The sequence below is a fragment of the Treponema sp. JC4 genome, assembly GCF_000260795.1.
In the GTDB taxonomy this organism is placed as follows: domain Bacteria; phylum Spirochaetota; class Spirochaetia; order Treponematales; family Treponemataceae; genus Treponema_D.
This window is the reverse complement of record NZ_AJGU01000034.1, coordinates 1-23,283: the sequence shown is the minus strand read 5'-3', so window position 1 is coordinate 23,283 and position 23,283 is coordinate 1. Positions and strand designations below refer to the sequence as shown.

The 23,283-nt window shown below is 42.9% G+C and carries 17 protein-coding genes; 7 read left to right on the top strand and 10 right to left on the bottom strand.

Translation table 11 applies throughout. From position 1 onward, the window contains the following. Both argC and MSI_RS10910 read right to left on the bottom strand, forming a co-directional pair. Window positions 1-601 (bottom strand): N-acetyl-gamma-glutamyl-phosphate reductase (gene argC / locus MSI_RS10915; protein WP_039924735.1); only part of this gene is annotated, 601 nt, incomplete at its 3' end. Between the two features lie 78 nt (window positions 602-679). Next, window positions 680-1,054 carry a hypothetical protein gene (locus tag MSI_RS10910; RefSeq protein WP_009106909.1) on the bottom strand — a complete coding sequence of 125 codons (375 nt, stop codon included), beginning with the start codon at window positions 1,052-1,054 and terminating at the stop codon, window positions 680-682. 175 nt (window positions 1,055-1,229) lie between these two features. Here MSI_RS10910 and MSI_RS10905 point away from each other — a divergent pair, with 175 nt between their 5' ends. Together MSI_RS10905 and pyrE are read left to right on the top strand one after the other, a co-directional pair. Next, window positions 1,230-4,034: a glycoside hydrolase family 3 N-terminal domain-containing protein gene (locus MSI_RS10905; protein WP_009106907.1), complete on the top strand. Its 2,805-nt coding sequence runs from the start codon at window positions 1,230-1,232 to the stop codon at window positions 4,032-4,034. A 95-nt stretch (window positions 4,035-4,129) separates the two neighbouring features. Continuing rightward, window positions 4,130-4,819, top strand: a complete 690-nt coding sequence (gene pyrE, locus MSI_RS10900) for an orotate phosphoribosyltransferase (protein ID WP_009106904.1) — start codon at window positions 4,130-4,132, stop codon at window positions 4,817-4,819. 194 nt (window positions 4,820-5,013) lie between these two features. Here pyrE and yhbY read toward each other — a convergent pair whose 3' ends face one another. The 3 genes from yhbY to MSI_RS10885 are packed head-to-tail and all read right to left on the bottom strand — an operon-like array spanning window position 5,014 to window position 8,400. Then, window positions 5,014-5,295 carry a ribosome assembly RNA-binding protein YhbY gene (gene yhbY, locus MSI_RS10895; RefSeq protein ID WP_009106902.1) on the bottom strand — a complete coding sequence of 94 codons (282 nt, stop codon included), beginning with the start codon at window positions 5,293-5,295 and terminating at the stop codon, window positions 5,014-5,016. A gap of 23 nt (window positions 5,296-5,318) precedes the next feature. After that, the gene (locus MSI_RS10890; RefSeq protein ID WP_009106900.1) at window positions 5,319-6,986 is read right to left on the bottom strand and encodes a peptide ABC transporter substrate-binding protein; all 1,668 of its coding nucleotides are present in this window, start codon (window positions 6,984-6,986) and stop codon (window positions 5,319-5,321) included. Then, window positions 6,973-8,400: a hypothetical protein gene (locus MSI_RS10885; RefSeq protein ID WP_009106898.1), complete on the bottom strand. Its 1,428-nt coding sequence runs from the start codon at window positions 8,398-8,400 to the stop codon at window positions 6,973-6,975. The genes MSI_RS10890 and MSI_RS10885 overlap by 14 nt, the downstream gene beginning before the upstream one ends. A 220-nt stretch (window positions 8,401-8,620) precedes the next feature. Between MSI_RS10885 and murJ the strand changes: the two genes are divergently transcribed. Together murJ and MSI_RS10875 are read left to right on the top strand one after the other, a co-directional pair. Then, entirely contained in the window at window positions 8,621-10,234 is a 1,614-nt protein-coding gene (gene murJ, locus MSI_RS10880; protein ID WP_009106896.1) for a murein biosynthesis integral membrane protein MurJ, read from the top strand. An 18-nt stretch (window positions 10,235-10,252) separates the two neighbouring features. After that, entirely contained in the window at window positions 10,253-11,401 is a 1,149-nt protein-coding gene (locus tag MSI_RS10875; protein WP_009106894.1) for a Xaa-Pro peptidase family protein, read from the top strand. A gap of 11 nt (window positions 11,402-11,412) precedes the next feature. Here the strand turns inward: MSI_RS10875 and MSI_RS10870 are convergent, their stop codons facing one another. Together MSI_RS10870 and MSI_RS10865 are read right to left on the bottom strand one after the other, a co-directional pair. After that, window positions 11,413-14,430, bottom strand: a complete 3,018-nt coding sequence (locus tag MSI_RS10870; protein ID WP_009106892.1) for a lipopolysaccharide assembly protein LapB — start codon at window positions 14,428-14,430, stop codon at window positions 11,413-11,415. An 82-nt stretch (window positions 14,431-14,512) separates the two neighbouring features. Then, window positions 14,513-16,063 carry a fibronectin type III domain-containing protein gene (locus MSI_RS10865; protein WP_155815595.1) on the bottom strand — a complete coding sequence of 517 codons (1,551 nt, stop codon included), beginning with the start codon at window positions 16,061-16,063 and terminating at the stop codon, window positions 14,513-14,515. On the opposite strand from MSI_RS10865, the gene uvrC reads away from it, so the two are divergent. The 3 genes from uvrC (at window position 16,053) to argB (ending at window position 20,434) form a co-directional block, all read left to right on the top strand. Beyond that, the gene (uvrC, locus tag MSI_RS10860) at window positions 16,053-18,167 is read left to right on the top strand and encodes an excinuclease ABC subunit UvrC (RefSeq protein WP_009106888.1); all 2,115 of its coding nucleotides are present in this window, start codon (window positions 16,053-16,055) and stop codon (window positions 18,165-18,167) included. The genes MSI_RS10865 and uvrC overlap by 11 nt on opposite strands. Window positions 18,168-18,260: 93 nt before the next feature. Then, window positions 18,261-19,538 (top strand): bifunctional glutamate N-acetyltransferase/amino-acid acetyltransferase ArgJ, encoded by a 1,278-nt coding sequence (gene argJ / locus MSI_RS10855; protein WP_009106886.1) that lies wholly within the window; start codon window positions 18,261-18,263, stop codon window positions 19,536-19,538. 2 nt (window positions 19,539-19,540) lie between these two features. Then, a complete protein-coding gene (argB, locus tag MSI_RS10850) occupies window positions 19,541-20,434 on the top strand; it encodes an acetylglutamate kinase (RefSeq protein WP_009106883.1) in 894 nt (297 codons plus the stop codon). 100 nt (window positions 20,435-20,534) lie between these two features. Here the strand turns inward: argB and MSI_RS10845 are convergent, their stop codons facing one another. The 3 genes from MSI_RS10845 to MSI_RS10835 all read right to left on the bottom strand — a co-directional run. After that, window positions 20,535-22,484, bottom strand: a complete 1,950-nt coding sequence (locus MSI_RS10845) for a GGDEF domain-containing protein (RefSeq protein WP_039924734.1) — start codon at window positions 22,482-22,484, stop codon at window positions 20,535-20,537. 14 nt (window positions 22,485-22,498) lie between these two features. Beyond that, window positions 22,499-22,822, bottom strand: a complete 324-nt coding sequence (locus MSI_RS10840) for a hypothetical protein (RefSeq protein WP_009106879.1) — start codon at window positions 22,820-22,822, stop codon at window positions 22,499-22,501. After that, a partial coding sequence (locus MSI_RS10835) for an EAL domain-containing protein (protein WP_039924733.1) occupies window positions 22,822-23,283 on the bottom strand: 462 nt, incomplete at its 5' end. The genes MSI_RS10835 and MSI_RS10840, both read right to left, overlap by 1 nt.

Here is a 23,283-nt window from a genome sequence, read left to right as displayed (position 1 = left end):
AAGGATTAAAAATAGGCTCATAATCAAGACCGGAAATAATTTTCATTTCAGGAAGATGCTTGTGAGCCTGAGTCAAAGCGTAGAGACGAGGTGTGTCCAGTCCCGCATCACGACCTTCTGCCTCATACTGGGCGATTGCCTTTTTTCCGGCTCCAGAATAACCGCTTACAGCGTGAACGCTTACCGGGTAGTCACGAGGCATAATGCCAGACTGAACAAGGGGATACAAAATCGCAATTGCGCCCGAAGCATAACAGCCAGGGTTTGCAATACGCTTAGAAGTTTCGATTTTCTTTCTGAAGTCAGCTCCAAGTTCAGCAAAGCCGTAAGCCCAGTCAGGATTTACGCGGTGAACTGTGGAAGCGTCAATTATTACTGTGTTTGGATTAGTACAAAGCTTAGCCGATTCCGCAGCCGCAGCGTCCGGCAGACAGAGGAAAGTATAATCCGAGGCATTAATCATCTTTGCCTTTTCTACAGGATCCTTTCTCTTGTCATCATCAATAGTAAGGATTTCCAAATCTTTGCGGTTTGCAAAACGCTCAAAAATCTTAAGGCCAGTTGTGCCTTCTTTTCCGTCAATAAATACTTTGTAACTCATACGCGTATATTATCATATTTTCCTAAATATGTGTAAAAAAAATGCCTTCCAGTCACGTAGCATTTTTTTCTCTTACATCTACGCGTCTATCTGAAATAACGAACCTGCCTGTGGCTGGGCGCCGGCAAGAATGTATGGAGTCTGCTTTACGGCCTGCTGAATCTGCTGCTGATAGTTTTTAATCAGGACATCTGCCTGGTCATTAGAGATATCAGTTATAGAATCTTTCGGCTGATTTTTGATTGCAGAAAGTCTGTCGATAAGTGAGTTCAAAATCTGGATTTTACTGATTGAAACGCCGTTCTGACCTGGTTTTGCAGCCACACCAGAAACGTGATTAAAATGAGAATAAAGAAGTGCAGTTTTGCTTACAGGAACGTAAAGTTTACCTGCAGAAGCGGCCATAGTGCCAGAATAAGAATATGCGTTCAGGCTTCTAAGTGAACTTGTCATAATGCACCTCCGAAAACTTTTTCTTCGTTTTTGTTCTATCTAAATCATCGGATTGTGAAAAAATTTGTTTAGAAAATTCTGCTTACTTTTGCAAAAGGATTTGAGTTTTTTTTGTAATCAGTGATAATATGATAATTACGAAAACGTTTTAGTTACTATTATATATGAGGATTTTATGACTTTTTCAGAGAAAATGCTTGAAGCCGCTCAGGAAGGCGCTGTTTTACTTAAGAATGAAAATCAGACTTTGCCGCTTACTTCATCAGACACAGTAAGTGTATTCGGACGTATGCAGTTTGACTTCTACCGCTCAGGAACTGGTTCTGGCGGTTCAGTTCACGTTCCCTACATCACAAATCTTACAGACTCACTTATAGACCTTGAGAATGCAGGTTCATCTGCAAAAATCAACCGCGAGCTTGCAGAAATCTATAAAAACTGGATTAAGGAAAATCCTTTTGATAACGGAACAGGCTGGGCAACAGAACCTTTCACTCAGAAGGATATGGAAATTTCTGAAGTCCTTGCAGATGACTGTGCAAAAAAGTCTTCTAAAGCCCTCTACGTTATCGGACGTCTTGCCGGAGAAGACCGCGATTTTACCAGCGAAAAAGGCAGCTGGCTTCTTTCTGATACAGAACGCAATAACATCCGCGTACTCTGTGCTGCCTTTGAAAAAGTTGTAATCGTATTCAACACATGCGGAATTATGGATACAGCATGGATTAATGATGCTGAATTCAAAAATCACATTCAGTCTGTAATTTACGTATGGCACGGCGGACAGGAAGGCGGAAGAGCTGCTGCTAACGTTCTTACAGGAAAAGCCTGCCCTAGTGGAAAACTCACAGATACAATCGCCCTTAAACTTGATGACTATCCTTCAACCAGCAATTTTGCTAAGGAAAAGAATTATTATAAGGAAGATATTTACGTTGGTTACCGCTATTTTTCTACTTTTGCCGCAGACAAAGTTCTCTTCCCGTTCGGCTTCGGACTTTCTTATGCTAAATTTGAACTTGGAGAGCCAAGTTTAAGCGTAACTGGTGACGTAACTTCTTCTAAAGGCGACGCAAAAATCACCGTAAAAGTAAGTGTAAAAAACGTAAGCAAAGATTTTGCAGGTAAAGAAGTTGTACAGCTTTATTACAAGGCACCTTCTAGCCCATTGCAGACTCCAACCCGTCAACTTGCAGCTTTTGCAAAAACAAAAGAACTGGCACCAGGTCAGTCCGAAACTCTGGAAATCAGCTTTGACCTTGTCCGCATGGCAAGTTATGACGACAGCGGAGTAACAAGAAATCCTTATTCATGGGTTTTGCAGGCCGGAGAATACAAGATTTATGCCGGAACTGATGTAGCTACTACAAAAGATGTTACCCTGGGCGGAAAAGCAGCTATCACACTTCCATCACTTGTAGTAATTGAAAAATGCGAGCAGGCCGGTGCCCCGGACGAAAACTTCAAACGCCTTTGCCAGGCAGGCGGTGCAGAAGGAAAAGTTTCTGAAGCAGAAGAAGATGTTCCTCTGTCTAAGGTTGATTTAGCCGCAAGAATTAAGGCTCACCTGCCAGAAGAAATTCCTTACACAGGAAACAAAGGCATTACTTTTGAAGATGTAAAAAAAGACCGCAAGCTTTTGAAGGCTTTTATTGGTCAGCTTAATGCAGACGAACTTGCAACCATGATTCGCGGTGAAGGTATGCTCAGCCGCAAGGTAACACCTGGTATTGCTTCTGCCTTCGGCGGACTCAGCGAAGTTCTTCACGACACCTATAAAATCCCGGTTGCAGGCTGTTCAGACGGACCTAGCGGAATTCGAATGGATACTGGAACTGAAGCAAGTCTTGTTCCGATTGGAACTCAGTTGGCTTCTTCATGGAACCTGCCACTTATTCAGGAGCTTTACGTTTTCTTAGGAAAGGAAGTTGCAGCAAACAAAATTGATGCCCTTCTCGGCCCTGGTATGAACATTCACCGTAATCCTTTGAACGGACGTAACTTTGAATACTTCTCTGAAGATCCTCTTCTTACAGGTCTTGTTGCAAAAGCAGAAATTCAGGGTATTCACGACGGCGGTTCGAGCGCAACTGTAAAACACTACGCCCTCAACTCTCAGGAAACAGCCCGTCGCAAGGCAGACGCAATTGTTTCTGAACGCGCCCTCCGCGAAATCTACCTTAAGGGCTTTGAAATTGCAGTAAAGGCAAGAACCCTTAATTCAATCATGACTTCTTACAATCCTATTCAGGGACACTGGGCAGCATCTAACTACGACCTTGTAAACACAATTTTACGCCAGGAATGGGGCTACACAGGCCTTGTAATGACAGACTGGTGGTGTTCAATGAATGACTGTGTGGATAAGAGCTTCCTTTCTGTAAAAAATACAGCTTCAATGCTTCGCGCCGGAACTGACGTTTACATGGTTGTTGATAATAACGGTTCAGAGAAAAACAGCTATGGAGACAACATCAACGAAAGCATTGAAAAAGGTAAATTTACCCTTGGAGAGCTTCAGCTTGCTGTAATTCACATCCTCAACTTCATCCTTGATGCTCCTGTTTCTAAACGCCCTCTTGGAGATTTGATTAACGTTGAAAGCGTTTCTCCTTCTTCAGAAGATTTAAGTGGACTTGAAGTTATAAAGGGCGAAAGTGATTTTGTTCCTGCTGAAAACAAAGAATACTGTCTTGAACTTGAAGAAGACGGAATCTATTCAGTTTGCGGTACAATCTGCAAGGTTGAAAATACAGTTTCCCAGTCATCTACAATCATCTTTATAAATGATAAGCCTATGGCTTCCTTTGAATGCCGCACAACAAATGCCCGCGACGTATTTGTAAACGGAACTCAGCTTAAGATGAAAAAAGGAAAGTATAAAATCCGCATGGAACATACAAAAGCCGGAATTGAATTGAAAAATCTTAAATTTTCAACCTTCAACTTCAACCCGGTAGCAGCCGGATATCTGGAATAATCTCCGGTAAACCAAAACCTGCCTCCAAAAGATTGATGGTCACTTTTGTGAAGGCAGGCTTTGATTACTGTAATTAAAAATGCTAAAATCAAGCCATGGAACAGTACAAAAAAGAATTTATTGATTTTATGCTTGAATGTCAGGTTTTGAAGTTCGGGTCGTTTACGCTCAAAAGCGGACGACAGTCACCATTTTTTATGAATGCAGGCGCTTACGTTACAGGAAGCCAGCTTGCAAGACTTGGTGAATATTATGCAAAGGCAATTCACGACAACTTCGGTGACGATTTTGACGTACTTTTTGGCCCGGCTTACAAGGGAATCCCTCTGGCCACAGCCTGTACAATTGCCTATTCAAAACTCTACGGAAAAGAAATCAAATACTGCTCAGACCGCAAGGAAGAAAAAGACCACGGTGCCGACAAGGGTGCTCTTCTTGGCTACAAAATCAAGGACGGCGACCGCGTTGTAATCATTGAAGACGTTACAACTTCCGGTAAATCTATTGAAGAAACCTATCCTAAAATCAAGGCACAGGAAACAACTCCTGGTGGAATTAAAATTGTTGGTGAAATTGTAAGTCTTGACCGCCGCGAAAAAGCCCCGGATTCAGAAAAATCAGCCCTGGAAACAATCACCGAAAAATACGGCTTCCCAGCCCGTGCTATCGTAAGTATGGATGATGTAATTGATGCGCTTTATACAAATGGCGATAAAAAAGTAATTACGGAAGAAATTAAGGCTCAGATTGATAAATACTACGAAGAATATGGTGCTAAGAAATAACTTACAATTCGTAAGAAAAATGCTCTCGTGCGGAAGCGTAATTTGCTCCGCCGAGAAATGCAGGTAATTGGATTGTAGGGGTAATATTTTTTCGTTACCACGTCTTTCGCAAGGGAAGCGTTCTGCTAGCGTTTCTATGCTACGCAAATCACGCCTCCACACTACGCATTTTTTCCTACAATTTTTAGAATTACCTACTCTTCATCTTCAGGTTTTTCGCGGAACAAAATAGCAACATTACCAATAATTCTTACCAGCGTTGCATCACAAGCTTCGCACAACTGATTTGTCAGCTCAACCTTTTCATCTTTGTATTCATTAAACTTAATCTTAATAAGCTCATGAGCGGCAAGAGAATCGTCTACCATTTTGGTAACGCCGTCAGTTACACCAGCGCCGCCTACAATAACAACAGGCTGCAAATCGTGAGCAGCCTTCTCTAATTCTTTTCTCTGTTTACTTGTTAATTCAATCATGCCTATATTTTACTGAACTTTGCTTAAAAACGCACTACATTATTCAGTTTTTTTGCTTTAGGCGCCTTTTTGTAAATATACTTGAGGGGGTGAATATCAAAAGCGTTTACAGCCCAGCCGCCAACGTAATTTAAATTTACAATATTAAAGGAAACCGGATGATAAAGGGGAATAATAAGGCCCTCATCAAGAAGTATTGTTTCTGCCTCTGCAAGCAGCTTATAACGTTCGCTGTCAGACACAGTTGCCGCACTTTCAAGAAGCTGGTCAAACTTAGAATTTGCCCAGCCAGAATCATTCAGAGTAGAATTTCCGTGGAAAAGTTCCAGGAAGGCAAGAGGGTCGGCAAAATCGCCAATCCAGGTGTAGGCAAACAAATCAGAATCAGAAGTCTTAACTCCGCTGAGATAAGTTGCGGGCTGAACTTTTTTTATAACAAGCTCAACCCCAAGCGGCTCTAAAGCCTTTTTTAAAATTTCAATTTTATCTTCAGTCAGAACGTATTCTGTAAGCTCAAAAACAAGAGGAATCTTTTTATCAGCAGGCACATCATACTTTCTGCGGGCTTCCTTCATTTTGTTAATGGCTTCCCGTTCATCAGTGTAATTAAAACCGTCAACAGTCGGATAGCCTGTCAAAGGATAAACAAAAGTTGTTGCAGGAACTACAGCAGAACCACGCAAGGTTGCCCAGGGGATAGCCTCAAGAACTGCATTTCTGAACTCAGGATAATCCCAGTAAGAAAGTTTTTTCACACCGTATTCATCACAAGGTTTTCCTGCGCTGGTCTTAAAAAAGTAGTAGGAAGTTGCAAACTCAGCAGAAATCTGCATTGCTGACCGGTTCAAAAGTTTATCAGGATTCAAATCTGCAATTACCCAGTCAACCTCACCGTTATTAAAGCGGAAAGCAGTGTCCTCAGCACTTTCTGACTGAACAAAAGTAATCTGCTCAAGATATGGAGCCTGAGAATCCCAGTAATAAGGATTTTTTTTGAGCACAAGCGATTTTTCAGTCTGATTTTCAACCATAAAAGCCCCGGAATAAACCGTCGGATTACGGTGAATTACGCTGAAAGCCGCATGACATAAAACTTTTGGAAGATAGTTTGCAGGACTCTTCAAATAAACAGAAAGAGTCTTTTCATCAGTAACGTAAATGCCAACCTCGCCAGCATCAATCATTCCTTTTCTAAAGTCTTCTGCCCCGCGGATAATATCCAGTAAAGAAGCGTAAGGAGCACCTTCTGTTGCAAGCAGCTGCAGCCAGGAATCACGAACAGAAGAAGCTGTAATTTTTTCTCCATTGCTGAACTTAGCTTCCTCACGGATTGTAAACTGCATGCGTTTTTTATCGCGGCTAACCTTATAGTCGCTGCAAATTGCATACTGAGGTTCAAGAGTTAAAGGATTGTAAGAAAAAAGCCCTTCATAAAGGCCGTTCAAAACCTGGGCATCAGAAGAATAAGATGTAATCTGAGGATTAAGTTCATGAACTCTTGGAGGTTCAATAATGATAAAATCTTTCTGAAGCTCGGAATCTACAGCAGCTTCTGCACCTTCAGCCTCAAGCTCATTTAAATCAAGTTCTTCGTGCTGCTGACCGTCAGCTTCCTGAGCAAATACAAAGGCCCTCCCTCCAATAAAAAAACAAAGGGCCATACAAAAAACGAATAATTTAATTTGCTTCATTCTGCGGCATTCCTAAATTTTTCATCTGCTCGTTTTCTTCTTTTATAGAAAGATATTCCCCTCTCTTTTTATTTATCGCAACAATAGAATTGCGCAGGGCAGAAAGTTCAATCTGTAAGCCCTTGAGCTTAGGACGATTTATAATTTCAACTTCCTTCTTAAAGTGAATATCAAGAGCATTAATCAAAGAAAAAAGCATTTTTGCTTCTGAAAGCTGCTTAGTTACAAAAGCAAGAATTGATTCTTCTGTCGCATTCATAATCTTAGTGAATTCAGGGCCGCGGTTAGCAATGCCGTTGTAAATGCGTTCCTTTGCCGCCATATTTCCCATAAATTCATTTACCTTAATCAATTCACTGCGGCCGACTTCAGTTTTAGGATCTTTAAGGGTAACAGTTACTGTAAGTTCCTTTTCCTTCAGCTTAAATGCCCGCTTAAAAGCCGTAAGCAAAGCACTGAAAAATCCCTGTTTTTTAGAAAAGAGAATTTTAAAGTCCTCTTCAAGCTTCTGATGCAAAGTCTGAATTGTAGGAGCAAGACCGCCAATCGCAAAAATAGTTTCCAGCAGCATAGCCTTGGTATCAGGACCTTTTTTCTTTGAAACTTCCTCTTTTTTTGCAACAGCCTTAATCTGCAGGCGGGCAAAAATATCAGCACGAAGCTTATCGCGCTTAGAATCAAAATCTTCTTTTACCAGTTCACCAACAAGGTCATTATAAAGAGGTGTTTTTCCCATGATTTTCGGGAAGAGACGCTTAATTTCTGCAATTTCCCCTTCCGAACTGCTGGCAGCTTCTTTATTAAAGCCTGGGTTAGCAATAATTTTCTGACGGATTTCACCCTTGTACATTTCCTTCTGGAAAGCAACAAGTTCCGCCATCTCAGCATTGATTTTCTTAAGACAGTCACCGCTCTTCTGAATTGCATCACTGAGCATACTGACCATAACCGGCTGAGCACCGCTCTTAGCGTTGGAAATTACGATTCCCATCGATTTAGTATTAACCTTTGTACTGTTCGGGCTCAAATTATCCCATTCAATACAACCGTTAAACTCAACCAGCTTTTTGATTTTTGGCAAAGTAAGATTATCAAGCGAAAATCTGAAATAAGTACAGATAAAATCCAGCATCAGCTCGTAATCCGAAAAACGAAGTCCCATCTCTTTTGCAATGTCGCCTTCCGGAAATGGCTTTGTGTCAGGAATAATGATTTCAGAAATTCTCTTATCCAGGCGGTAAGGATCAGGAATAATCAGACTCTTTTTTGTAAGAAGCTCAAACAAATTCTTAACAATTGTATGGAGCATACGGTAATCGCCCAATGTCTGCGGCAACTGCTGTCCGTTAAACCATTCGGCCTTCTTAGTGAGTGCTGTTTGTAATTCCTGTTCAAAATTTCCCGAGTCTTCCATAAGTTATATATCGGCAGGAAGATTGGAATTCTTGAGTTTTTTAATTAAGCGGGGGAAGTCTCCCCCTACGGTCTAGCCCGCTTCGCGGTCTATCCCTACCCTCTCTGCGGGGAGAACCCCTGCGACTTTTGCGAAGCAAAATGTCGGTAAGCACGCTTGCGTGCGACCAACACCCCCCTGACTTCCAACTTATAGGTCTTTGCTGTAAAATTAAAAAACAATGTCAAAAAATAAATCACTCTTAAAATCCGGCCTGGTGCTTTCTGTAATGACACTGGCCTCACGCATAATGGGCTTAGTCCGCGAAATGACCCGGGCAAGCTTCCTTGGAACTTCCATGTATTCGGACGCTTTTACAACGTCTTTTATGATTCCAAACCTGCTCCGCCGCCTCTTTGCAGAAAACAGCATTTCGGTGGCTTTTATTCCGACTTTTAAGGATTACCTTGAAAGCAAAGAAAAAAAGGAAACTCAGGACTTTTTAAAAGCAACCTTTACCCTGATTTCCTTTCTGACAGCCTGCGTTGTCGTTCTTGGAATTATAATAACGCCTTTCATCGCTCAGATTTTCTGTAAAAAGCCGCTGGATTCCTCTGCCGCAGATTTTGCCCTGCAGATGGACGCCTGGCTTTTGAAAAAGCAGGAAGTTACAATCCTTACACGCATAATGTTTCCTTACCTCTTTGTGATTTCAATTGCAGCATTTTTTCAGGGCATTCTCAACGGCTGTAAGATTTTTGCGCCAAGCGGATTTACCCCGGTACTTTTTAACGGAATTGTAATTCTGGGAACTTATATCTTGTCGCCTTATACAGAAAATCCTGCCCGCGCCATGTCTATCGGCGTAATTACCGGCGGTTGTATTCAGGCTCTTTTCCAGCTTCCTTTTGTTGTCCGCACAGGCTGGAAGGTCGGTATCACTTCCCTTAAAAAGACCTTCAGCAATCCGGGAACAAAACGCGTAATCGCCCTGATTGGCCCGACTATCATCGGAATGGCGGCTTACCAGATTAATGATTTAATTTCGACAGCCCTTGCCAGCCGGGCGGAAGTGGGCGTTGTTTCAAGCCTTCAGTTTTCACTCCGCCTTCAGGAGCTTATCCTGGGAATTTTTGCAGTAAGCATCGGCACCGTTATCCTTCCTGACCTTTCAGGACTTGCCAGCAAAAAAGAATGGGAAAAGTTTAATTCAATGCTCGTTCAGGCAATCAAAATCATCACTCTGATTACAATTCCTGTGACTTTTTACTCCCTGATTTGCGGAAACGAGCTTATCACCCTTCTTTACCGCAACAAACGCTTTGATGAACATTCGGTAATGCTGACAACAGGTGAATTCCGCTACCACATCGCAGGACTTTTCTTTATCGCCGTAAACAGAATTATTTCGCCTGCCTTCTACGCCCAGGGAAACACAAAGCTTCCTACCCTTGCAGGAATTATCAGCATGATTTGTAACATGATTTTTGCAATCATCCTTGTAATGCCGATGAGCGGAAACGGTATTGCCCTTGCACTCAGCCTTGCAAGCGCCGTAAACACAGTTTTCCTCTTTATCTTCCTTGGAAAAATGCAGTCAATTAACATAAAAAAGGTGACTTTTGACACAATTATTTATATTTTTAGAATAACAGCCTTTTCGCTTATTGCAGCTGCCCCTTGTAAACTTTTGCGCCCAATCCTTCTGGAAAAATTCCAGAACTATCCGCGCCTTATTTCACAGGGAGTACCAATTGCAGTCCTTGCCGTGATTTTTGGACTTATCGGAGTTCTGCTGCTTATAATCACAAAGGACGATATGGCAGTGGCTTTAAAAAATAAAATTAAACGATAACAGTTAAGGATTAACAGAATGAAAGAATACTCAAAAGACGAAATGAAAAATATTTATGCTGCCCGCCGCTCAAAGCTGGCCGCTTACCTTCGCGAGCACGAAACTGGTGCCGCAGTTTTTATTGATAACGAAGAACACCGTGACCCTTCTCTTCCATATTACACAGGCCATCCAAGCGACGCCTGCCTCATCATTTTCAGCGACGGTTTTTCTTATCTTATTCCATGGGATGAAAATCTTGCAAAGCAGGAAGCTTTTTACGACAAGCTGGTTCCTTTTACCCGCTACAAAAACAACGACATTGATGCCGTAAGGGCAGTTTTGAATATCGGTTATACTCACGGCGATAATTCCAAGGTGGAACTTCCGCCATATCTGACTTATCCTAACTACCTCAAGTTCATCGACGCTCTTGCAAGCTACGACTGCCGCTGCAAGGAAGACGGCGCTTACAGCTTTACTGTAAAAAGCCGCATGATTAAGGACGAATACGAAATTGAATGCACAAAAGAAGCTGCCCGCGTAGGCGACCTCATCATCAATCAGATAGAAGAAAAAATTAAGACAGGCGAAATCAAAACAGAAATGGACGTAGCCCTTTTAATTGAAAGAGAACTTCGCGCAAACGGCTGTCAGCGCACAGGTTTTGATACTCTTGCCGCAGGCCCTTCCCGCAGTTTTGCAATTCACGCCTTCCCGGGCTACACCAATGCCGAATGGCCGGCAGAGGGACTTTCGATTCTGGACTTTGGCGTTGTTTACAAGGGCTACACCAGCGACACAACTTTGACAGTTGCAAAAGGCCTGCTTAGCGAAGGACAGGAAAAAATCGTGCGCCTGGTTCAGAAGGCTGCAGACGAATGTCTAAAACTTTACACAAAAGACCACACGATTGTAGATGCTGCAAAAAAAGCCGATGCCGTATTTGCCGCAGAAAAAATGAAGATGCCCCATACCCTTGGTCACGCCATCGGTCTTGAAATCCACGAGTTCCCTCGCGTAAGCACAAAAATGGATCCGGAACTTCACTTTACCCCGGGCATGATTTTGACTTTGGAACCAGGCCTCTACGACCCAAAATTCGGCGGCTGCCGTCTGGAAAACGATGTCCTCATCACCGAAGAAGGCAATGAGGTTATCACACATTCTAAGATTATAAGACTGTAATTTTTACTCTACTAAAAGATTTCTGACTTCTGGTCTTCCATTTCAATCTTTTCCAGAGCGCCATCGGCACAGGCACGGAGAGCTGAAGCAAGACCAAAGTCGTCCAGGCTTTCGGATAGTTTTTTCATGTAGTTAAGGACACGGCGAAGCATTTCGTTGTTTAATTCTTCTTCACAATCAGAAATCAGCTGAACGCGGTATTCGTTACCAAGAACACCGGACTTAAGCAGGGATTTTGTTGTAAGCAATAAGCCTGGCTTTCCTGACATTTTAGCAAGCAGGTAATCTATAAGCATACGGATGCGGCCGGATGCAAAGGAAATCTTTTCATCATCCGGTAAGTATTCGCAGAGAACCTTGAGACGCTTAAGCATACTGATTTCACTGCTGTATTTAAGGGCAAGACTATCATCACTTAAGATTGCTTCAATTTTTTTCAGCATTCCGGCAACTTCTGCAAGCTGGGCAGAATTTTCGTTACCGGTAGCAGGACTTTCTGCCGGCGGAGTAAAATCCTGTCTTTCTTCGCCGCTATCCTGGCTTTCAGAAACAATAACTTCTCCACTGGCAATCTGCTCTTCAAGGTCTGTAAGCTGCTCGGCAGCATCTGTATCATCAAGGTCGCCGTAAGTTGCAAGAAGCTCGGCGTACAATTCAATTACATTTGTAAATGGTGTTGTATCAAGATTTTCGTTCAATTCGGAATCAAAATCACTGTCAAAATTTGAATCGTCTGTAGGTGCAAGGGCAAACTCCGAATCATCAGCCTCTTCTACCACATCTTCGGCTGGTTCGTCGCTTTCGCCGCTTATAAGCTCGTCAGCACTTTCTTCAATAACCTCGTCTTCGGCAGGTTCGGCAACTTCTTCTGGCATCTCTTCGGCCTCTTCCGGCTCGTCGAACTGCACTTCCTCTTCGGCAGCAGGCGCTTGCTCAGGAGTTTCCTCCTCAGTCTGCTCAACTTCCTCCGCAACTTCAGCATCAACTTCTTCAACGGTAGGAAATTCGACAGCATCTGCTCCCGCTTCCAGTTTTTCTTCCATTTCTTTTACGCGGTTTTCAGCATCCATAGCAAGCTCCAGTGCATCCTGTGCAGTTTTTGTTGCCTTTGCAAGCGCATCAAGCTGAGCCTGTATTGCAAGGTTCAAATCGTGGGAATCAGACATAGCCGGTGCGGCAGGCCCAGCAGATTCTGACGGCGCAGCAGGAGCGGCAGCTTCTGGCTCAGCTTCCGCCTGTGAAGAAGACTCATTGGCCGGAGAACTTTCAGCCTCATCTTCAAACGGCACTTCTTCTGCCACAGGAATAGAATCAAGTGCAAAGTCATCATTTCCTTCAGGCTTGAGGGTGTTTTTCGGCTCCTGACTTTCTGCACTTCCGATAGCATCCATCAGTTCATCAGTTGCAAGAGGCTCAAGATCGGCCTCTTCCCTGTCCATATCATCAAAAATGTCAAAATCTTCGTCTTTCAGCTGATCAGCAATTGAAGTCATTTCATCAACCGGCTCATCAATGCCGACATCATCACCAAAAGAAGTTACGTCAAAATCTTCATCAAGAATTTCATCAGCCTTAAGTTCAGCCTGACTTTCAGCAGCAGAAGGCTCAGTTTTTTCTTCCCTAACCTCAGAAAGACCTTCCAAAGGAGCAGCTTTAAGGCGGTTTACATTTTCAATTCCCTTTACAGCAAGCACATTAGGACCGCCGACCTTACTTCCCTGCTCATAAGCAGCAAGCGCATCAGCATATCTTCCGCCCATTGTGTAAATCTTACCCAGCATATTGTAGCCTTCTGCACGGGTGCCGCGGGTCTTTACATAATCTTTGGCAAAGCGTTCAGCGCTGTCATATTTTTCAAGCTGGGCATAGCGTTTTGAAGCGCCAAGCATATAGTCTTTATAGTGATGGTCTGTTTTCTTGATTTTATCAAAATACTCTTCGGCCTTTTCGTCCTGCCCCTGAGTGATGTAATACTGACCGTACAAGTCCATAACCTTTACGTCCTTGCCGTCAGAATCATCATTCATTGACTCAATAGTTTCAAAAGCAGAATTATAATCGTTAACAGAAAGCAGGGTATCAACATACTGCAGGCGGACATCATTATTAAGCGGTTCAAGATCAATGGCATTGAGGATTGTATCCAGAGCCTTGTCAGATTCGTCGGCCTTTTCATAGGCAGAGGCAAGGGCTGTAAGAATTCTTACATCGTTTGCTTTTACGGCATTTGCCTGCTTGAAAGTTTTTTTTGCGTTATCGTAGTCAAACTGATTGAGATAAACCTGACCCAAAGTATACAAAAGCTCCGGATCGTTAGGATGAATTTTAATTGACTGCTTAACGATTCTTGCAGCCTCGACTGATTTCTGGCATTTAATAAGAAGATTACTGAAATGACGGATTGCTTCCGGCCAGTTAGGACGGGTTTTAAGTGCCGCCTCATATCCGCGGATTGCATCCGGATAATTTTTTAGCTTTGCATAAGTTCTTGCAAGATTGTAGTGTAAAATCGGATGATTAGGGTCAATCTGAAGACCGCGTTTATAGGCATTTACAGCCTTATCAAGCTCGCCGGTTTCATAATAAATTGAGCCAAGATGGTTGTGGGCAAGAACATCGCGGGGATTTACCGAAATTACATTTTCAAAGGCATCAACCGCATCCTCGTAATTTTTCATTTCCTTGAAGGTAAAGCCCAGGTTGTAAAAAACATCCTGCTGTTTTTCGCCGGTTTCCAGCGCCTTCATCAAAATTGCAGTGGAATCATCGTAGCGGCCAAGGCGGCGGTAGATAGCGCCAAGAGCATCCATTGCATCGACATCTTTTGGATGATAAGTATGAATCTGTTCAAAATAAGGAATGGCTTTTTTATCTTCGCCGGCAGTGACAAAAATACGGCCAAGTGCAGAAAGATATTTTACGTTGGTGCTGTCCTGCTGTAAAAGCTGTTTGTAAAGACGTGCTGCGGTATCAAAATCGTGTGACATTTCAGCGCTTTTTGCACGTTCAATAATCATTTCATTAGCCATATATCTTCCTTTTATTAATTATACACCGTTTTCAGATTAAATGCTCGCCAAAAAAAAGACTAATCCCTTTTATTTCAAAATTTTATTTTAATCGGGCCAGAGGGCGGGCAAAAACTTCCTTAGAAAGCTTTCCTACCACGCGGTCATCGTAAGCAGACCAGGCCGCAACCGCAAAATAGTAAATATGGCCGTTTTCAAGTCCCGTAAGAGTGAAGGAGGTTGTGTTACCTACATTAATTGGCGAATCTCCTTCAACCGCCATACGTCCCAGATATTCACCAGGGCGGGTTCCGTAATAAAGATAGTAGCCGCCCGCAGTATCATCAACCGAATAATTCCAGCTGACAGTTACAGTTCCATTTCCAGCCACAGCATTTACAACAAAAGGAGGAACCGGTTCCGGCAGCTCATAGTAATCCAGAGTAATCTGAGTAATAGAAGGAGAATTTTCACCGCTTCCGTCAGGATAGAGTTCCGCGCTAACCTGAAAGTAAAGTCCCGTAACCCCCTGAATATCTTTTCCGCTTTCAACAGGCTTCCATTCAGGGTAAGTATCAGTCCAGTTATAGTAATTTTCGCCGGAACGTACATAAAAAAGAACAGCTGTCTGAGAAGGCACATACATTTCCGCAGTAAGAGAGTTCAATTTAGAGCCGGTTGAAACCATAATCGGCTTGGAAATAAAGATTCCCCCCTGAGGCACGTAAAGAGTATGCCCTAATTTTCCGGCATTTTCAGCAGACTGAAAGCCCTGAACCTTGTAAGGACGTTTTTCAATTCTGATATCATCGATTTTTCCGGTATATTCCGGGCAGAAGTGTACTTCCGATGGGGTTCCAAGCTGAATAAGACTGACCTCACCGCCTTCCTGCCCCGTTGAAGTATGATAGAACAAATCCTCTGTTACACCGTTTACGATATATTCAAAACAACCGTTTTCCGAATTATAAGTCAGGGCATGCAGACTCCAGCTGTCCGGCACCAGAGTTGTTCGTCCCTTCAAAAGAATATCATGAGAAGAGTAAGGATTTACGTCGTCATCAAAGAAGTTGGAAATGCTCCATTCAAGATGACCTTTATTAAAGCTGGCATTCACAAGCTGATAAACCAGCTGATTACTTACAGTTTTAGAAGATTCCCATTTAAAAACAATTTCGCCGTTTTCCACAACAGAAGGACAGAGCCAGAATTCCAGAGTAAAGCTTCCGGCAAGCCCTTCAGAACCAAAGAAAGTTCCAGGACGGCCGCTTACACTGAGTCCACCGTTTCCGCGTGCAAGCCCGGCAAATTTTTCAAGCTTAGTCTGGTCAGAACGCTTCAAAAGATTTCTATTAATATGGTAGTTTCCGTTAGAAATAGGATTTACCGCGTTTTCAAAGTCAATTAAAAGGTCAGTGTCTTCATCAGCTTCAAAGGCATTTGGCGCAAGTTCAACGGCAGGATAGCCGAAACGTCCGGTTCCGGTTGTTACGTTCTTAGACGAGGCAAAATCTTCCCAGCCCCCTTTTCCGCCAAGAACAACTTCCTTTGCAAAAAGGCAGCTAAGACATCCGCCCCAGAATCCTGCCCACGCAAGAAAGGCTACAAAAATCAACAATTTTCTGATATTATTCTTCATACCAATGCCAGACAAAACTGCCTCAACAAGAGAAATCCTCCATCAGACAGCCCTGAAAGCTCCTTTATCCAGCGGCGTTTACCTCTGGCGCAATGCCGAAAACACCGTAATTTATGTGGGAAAGGCCAAAAATCTTAAGAACCGTCTGTCTTCATATTTTTCCGGACAGAAAAACATCAAAACCCGGCTTTTAGTTTCCCACGCCACTTCTATAGAATATATCACAACAGCCAACGAGTACGAAGCTCTGCTGCTGGAAAACAACCTGATTAAAAAATACAATCCCCGCTACAACATAGACCTTAAAGACGGCAAATCTTACCCGTCGCTCAAAATCACCCGCGAGGATTTTCCGCGAATCTTTAAGACCCGGCACCTGGTTCAGGACGGAGCCCGATATTTCGGCCCCTACCCCGACGTGTATGCACTGGATACCTTCATTGAAACTATTTTCAAGCTGTATCCAGTGCGTCATTGCAAGACCTTGCGAAATCGTGACGCACCATGTCTTTACTATCACATGAAACAGTGTAAAGCCCCATGCTGCAAAAAAATCGACAAGGAATCCTACAATGAATACATCGGTGAAATTGCGGCCCTACTTGAGGGAAAAGGCGACGAGACAATAGAAAAACTCACCGCCCAGATGAAGGCCGCCGCCGCCGAACTCAATTTTGAAAAAGCAGCCCGACTGCGCGACGGAATCAAGGCCCTGATGATAATGCAGAACCAGAACGTTGTTGAAACTTTCGATTCCGACGACCGAGACTACATTGCCTACTGGTCAGAGGGCGAGCTTGTAAGCTTTACCGTCCTCAAAATCCGAAGCGGAAAGCTCCTTGCCCGCGAAAATTACCGCGCCGAATCGCTCAACGACGATGACGACCTGGTAGGCGAGTTCATGGCCGTTTACTACGATAACGAAAATATCCCGCCAGCGGTTTACATTGCTCCTACCGCACAATATGAAATCATAGATAAGTGGTTAGATGAATCCTTTGCACAGGCACGGACAAAGCTGCACCTGGTAGCGACAGAACATTCTGCCCGAGAACTAAGGGAAGCCTGTGCAAAGGCAGGCCAAACACCGTCTACCGATGGCAGTGAGGGCACCAGCGGGGAAATGCCATCTACAAATGGCGGGGCACCGTTAACGCCCCCTGCCACATTGGAAGGCAGCCTTGCAAACGCCAGTATCTCCACCGCCCCCCGCGACATAGCCGCAATTCAGATGGCGCGACAAAACGCCCACGAAGATATAATACGCCGCCTGCGCGAACGCGGAGACACACCCGCAATGGAAGAACTCAAAAATCTTCTGGGACTGCCTAACCTGCCAGTCCGCATAGAAGGCTTTGATATCGCCCACATAGGCGGAAAGTTCCCAGTTGCATCGCTTATCAGCTTTTACAACGGAAACCCCGACAAAAAAAATTACCGCTACTTCCGCCTGAAAACTACCGACGGCCTCATAGACGACTTCCAGTCCATGCGCGAAGCCGTAAGCCGCCGCTATTCCCGCCTTTTGAATGAAGGTCAGGAACTGCCGGACTTACTTTTAATAGATGGAGGTATCGGTCAGGTAAACGCCGTAGACGGAATCTTAAAAGCTCTTGGAGTCGAAATCCCGATAGCAGGTCTTGCCAAGCGCGATGAAGAAATCTGGCGTCCTTATGCCAGCGAGCCAATCCGTCTGCCCCGCCGCAGCGACGGCCTCCGCCTTTTGCAGCGGGTCCGCGACGAAACTCACCGCTTTGCCACAAGCCGCAACCAGACTCTGCGCACAAAAGAAAATACAAAATCTATCTTCCTGGAACTTCCGGGCGTAGGCGAAAAACGTACCGTCCAGCTGCAAAAAGCCTTCACCACACTTGAAGACCTTGCCGCAGCCCCGGAATCCGCCATCGCCCAGGCCATCCACGTCCGCGCCCAGGAAGCCGCCGACATCTTACTTTCCGCCAAAAATCTCCTTTCCCAGCGCAAGGAAAAACAGGAGCTCCAGCGTCTCTCCCTGGGTCAGTCCGGCACCACAAAAGAAAAGGCCGCAGAAGCTCAGTATCTCTCCGACCTTGCAGATCAGGCGCTTGCCGTAGCGGAAGATAAAGGCGATTATAAATAATAATTTACATTATTTCTCAAATATAGTATAAATATACAAAAGAATGCAAAATTATTGCATAAATATTCAATAGGAGCGCATAAAAATACAATTATGAGCGAAATTAAGTTTATTGAAGGCGGCGTTACAGCAGCCAAAGGCTTTACAGCAAACGGAATCTTGTGCCACATTAAGGCAAGCAGAAAAACCAACGATACTGCACTGGTTCTTTCAGAAGTACCATGTTCTGCAGCAGGCGTTTTTACACAGAACCGGGTAAAGGCAGAAAGTGTAAAACTCAGCAAAAAGAATATTGCTAACGGCCGGATTCAGGCGATTATTGCAAACAGTGGTAACGCTAACTGCTGTACTGGCGAACAGGGCGCTCAGAATGCATTCCGAATGGCTAAGGCAGTAGAAAAAGTAACAGGAGTTCCTGCAGATGACGTTATCGTCTGTTCAACAGGCGTTATCGGCGCTCAGTTGCCTGTAGAAAAAATTGAAGAAAATATTGATGCACTTGCAAAGGGACTTTCTAAAGAAGGCCACAAAGAAGCCCGCATCGCAATCATGACAACTGATACAAAATTCAAAGAGTGCGCAGTAGAGTTTACACTTGGCGGAAAAGTCTGCCACATGGGAACAATGTGTAAGGGAAGCGGTATGATTCACATCAACCTGGGAACCATGCTTTCCTTCATCACAACAGATGCCGCAATCAGTCCTGCTATGATTGAAAAAGCCCTCCGCGAATCAATCAAGGGAACTTACAACTGCGTAAGCGTAGACGGTGACACTTCTACAAACGATACTCTTGTTCTTCTGGCAAACGGAATGGCAGGCAATGCCGAAATTACCGCTGAAGGCCCAGATTACGACGAATTCCTTGCAGCCTTAAATAAACTCAACCGCGTAATGGCAATGAAGATTGCAGCCGACGGAGAAGGTGCTACCCGCCTTGTTCAGTGCACTGTAAACGGAGCCAGCTCTGTTGAAGCAGCCCGCGGACTTGCAAAAGAAGTTATTTCTTCAAGCCTTGTAAAAGCCGCAATGTTCGGTGCTGATGCAAACTTCGGCCGCTTCCTCTGTGCAATGGGTTACAGCGGAATCGAATTCGACCCTATGAAAACAAATATCTGGTTTACAAGCAAGAGCGGTGCAAAACGCTATTTTGAAGATAACGACAACTTTGAAGTTCACGGTGAAAACAGCGTAAAAGTTTACGAAAACGGCGTTCCATTGAGCTTTGACGAAGACCTTGCAAAGAAAATCATGAGCGAAGAAGCCGTAGAAATCTTAGTTCAGTGCGGAGACGGCAATGCCAGCGGCACCGCATGGGGCTGCGACCTTACTTACGACTATGTAAAAATAAATGGAGACTATAGAACTTAACTATGAGTAACGAATTAGATTACCTTAAAAAAGATTTTACCCTTCTGAGCAGCGAACAGTGGTCAGAAGTTCTTGTACAGGCACTTCCTTACTTTAAGGAATGGTGCGGAAAAATCGTTGTCGTAAAATACGGCGGAAACGCTATGCTCAACGAAGAATTGAAGCAGGCCGTAATGGAAGACATCGTTCTTTTGAATACAATTGGAATTAAGGTTGTACTGGTTCACGGCGGCGGACCAGAAATCAACCATATGCTCGACCGAGTAGGAAAAGAAAGCAAGTTCGTAGACGGACTTCGCTACACAGATGCAGAAACAATGGAAATCGTTCAGATGGTTCTTACAGGAAAACTGAACAAGGACATCGTTGGTATTCTTCTGCAGAAAGGCGGAAAAGCAGTAGGTCTTAGCGGTGTTGATGCCGGCCTCCTCCGCGCAAAGAAAACAGACAAAGACCTTGGTTTTGTCGGCGAAGTTACAGAAGTTCAGCCGGACATTCTTCTTTCAATGCTTGACCGTGGCTTTATTCCAGTTGTTTCTACAGTTGCCCTTGGTGAACAGGGAGATGATGCCCGCTACAACATCAATGCCGACACCGCAGCTGCGAAAATTGCCGTTGCCCTCAAAGCAGAAAAGTTTGTTCAGCTTACAAACGTTCCGGGAATTCTCCGCGACGTAAACGATCCGAACACACTTATCAAACGCATTGAAAAAACTGCCATCGGCTCTCTTAAAGCCACAGGTATTATTTCCGGCGGTATGATTCCAAAAATCGACTGCTGTCTTACAGCCCTTGAAGGCGGAGTTCCAAGAACTCACATCGTAGACGGACGCGTCCCTCACTCGCTCCTTATTGAAATGTTTTCTGATAGAGGAATCGGAACTATGGTATATTAGCGTAAAATCGAAGAACCGTAAAAAAACGAGCTGCGACAGCGGGTCGTTTTAGGTTCATCGATAAAACCGCTCGCCGGCGAGACTATGCGAAGCCGGCTTTTTATTTCAAATATTTCTTTTCAAACTCTGTTATTCCCATCGGCTTGGAATAATAATACCCCTGCATAAAATTACATTTCAGCTGCTGCAAAATCTCATACTGATTTTTCTGTTCAACTCCCTGCGAAATAACCGTCATATTCAAAGTCTTAGCCAGGGCTACAATAAATTTCAAAATCTTATAGCTTCTTTCTTCATTTTCAGATTCAGAAAGGAAGAGCATATCAATTTTCAGGAAGTTTGCCTTAACATCCTTCAAAAGATTTAATGATGAATAACCACGTCCAAAATTATCAATTCCAACCTTAATGCCAAACTTCTGCAAATCACTCAAAAGAGTCTTTGCCCCCTGAGCATCCGCAGTCAAAAGGGTTTCTTTAAACTCAAGATAGAGATTATTCGGATTTATTTCATATTTATTTACAAGACCAGTAACAACCTCGTAAATACTCATATGGTAAATATCTTTTGTAGAAATATTTACAGATATAACCTTGTCATCCTGCCCATTTTCCTTCCAGACCTTCAAAATCTGGATTACCCTTTCCAGCACATAAGTATCCAGAACATGAATCAAAGAATAATTTTCCAGAACGCTTAAGAAATCCTTAGGCAGTTCCTCTCCATATTCTGGATGATTCCAGTAAACCAGAGCTTCTGCCCCGACACACAGGTCTTTATTGTCAAAAATCGGCTGCAGTTGAATTTTAAACTGCTCATTACGGATTGCATCAGGAAAGTCAGACACTATGTTCTTTTCAACAAGCATCTTTTCCATAAGCTCAGAACTGTAATAAGCATAATTTTTTGAAAAATCATTTGAAAGCGTTTTAATGGCCAGAAGGGCTTCATCATAAAGAATCTGTGCATTTTCAAAAAAGCCATGCTGTTCAGAAATTCCAAGTATAATTCTCAAAGAAAAATTACTTGTTTTTACAAGTTTTTTGAGCGAAATTACTGAATGTTCAAAAAAGACTGGATTAAAGTAAGACTTAGGAACAAACATAGCAAATTTATCTTCAGAAATTCTTCCGTATACACAGTCATTACGTCCTAGACAAGCCTTTTTAATTTCCTCTGCTTCCATTTTAAGAATGGTATCGCCTACTTTTCTGCCAAAAACTTCATTTACAATCTTGAAATTCTGAATATTAGAGGCAAGCATATACCTTTCTTCTTCAGGACTATCCTTAATCATCTGATTACAGATTTCAAAAAACTTATTGCGGTTATAAATTCCAGTAAGAGAATCGTGGGTTGAAATATAGCGCTGCTTATCAACCATTTTTTCACGTTCTGTAGTTTCAATTACCTTTAAGAAGCTTCCGATTGGAACCTTTGAATGATAAAGTTTTTCATATTCAAAAACAAAAGTTCGAGGCTCACCATTTATAACTTCTTTTTCCTGCCAGAATAGATGTTCAGTATTTCCGCCCTGTTCCATATGCTGGCGGATTTTTTCTGTAGCGTACTTCTTGCTGAACCTTTCATCGCCAGAAAAAGTTTTTACAACATAAGAGTTAACGTAAATACATTCATCATTTACATTAAAATATAAAATTCCGTCCGTAATAACGCTGTTTACCCGCTCAAGAGAAAGCAGAATCATGCGACTTGGAACCTTATAAGCACTACACCAGGAAATATAGGCTGCAAAAATTCCGTAAAGAAGAATGGAAATATCTACCGGAAGATCCGCAGAATAGCAGATCATATTTGTCAAAATAATAAGAAAATAAGTAAACAGAATTACAAAATACTTTGCCTTATAATAGAAAGGAGCAACAATTGTTTCGTAGAGCAGAACTCCAAAGCTCTGCAGTACCATAATATAGCAGAAAGCAAGATGAATATAATGAATTGGAGTAAGGCTAAGACTCCAGTACACAAAGCCGCTTAAGGTCTCTGCCCTTTCAAGCCAGAAAGAATGATAAGTAAAATTGTTTATCAAAAGCTGGGCTGAATCTATAATGGCAAGTACGATATAAACCCAGTAGAATTTTTAACTTTTGTATCCCGGCCGGTAAATTCCAGACAGAACTTAAAGATAAAAAATGCCATCCAGTCTGTGCTGATAAAATAAACAGAATCAATAAAAAGAGCAATTTCTACACGGTTTTGAAAAAAGAAGAATACGTAAAGGGGCACAACAAAAACAGCTACAAGCATTGTCTTTGTTATAGTACGCACGTAGTTTACCTTGAAATTGTAGAGATTAAATACAAAAGACAAGATGATAGAAGTGAGGACTGCAGAAATTACTGAATAGATAAGCTTAAAGGTAAACATCAGATATTTCTTCCTCCCTCATTCAAAATATAGCGTTTTTCAAATTCAGAAACCGGAATCGGGCGGGAAAAATAATATCCCTGGAAAATATCACAGCCCATAACCGTCAAGGCATCTGCCTGATTTTCAAGCTCAACCCCTTCTGTAATTACAGTCATATTAAGGGACTTTGCCATATCAATAATTGCATTAATAATCAAAAGGCTCTGTTCATAATTATCTGTTGAACGCAAAAATTCCATATCAATTTTTAATACGTCCATTACAAGATTTCTAAGCGTACTCAAAGAAGAATAACCGCTTCCAAAATCATCCATCTCAATCTTAAAACCATAAGCCTGAAGCTTAGAAAGAATTGCCTGATGATGGGCAACATTTGACATAAGGATAGTTTCAGTAACTTCAAGATTAAGGTTTTTAGGATTTATTCCATATTTTTCTACAAGTCTTGTCAAAGAGTC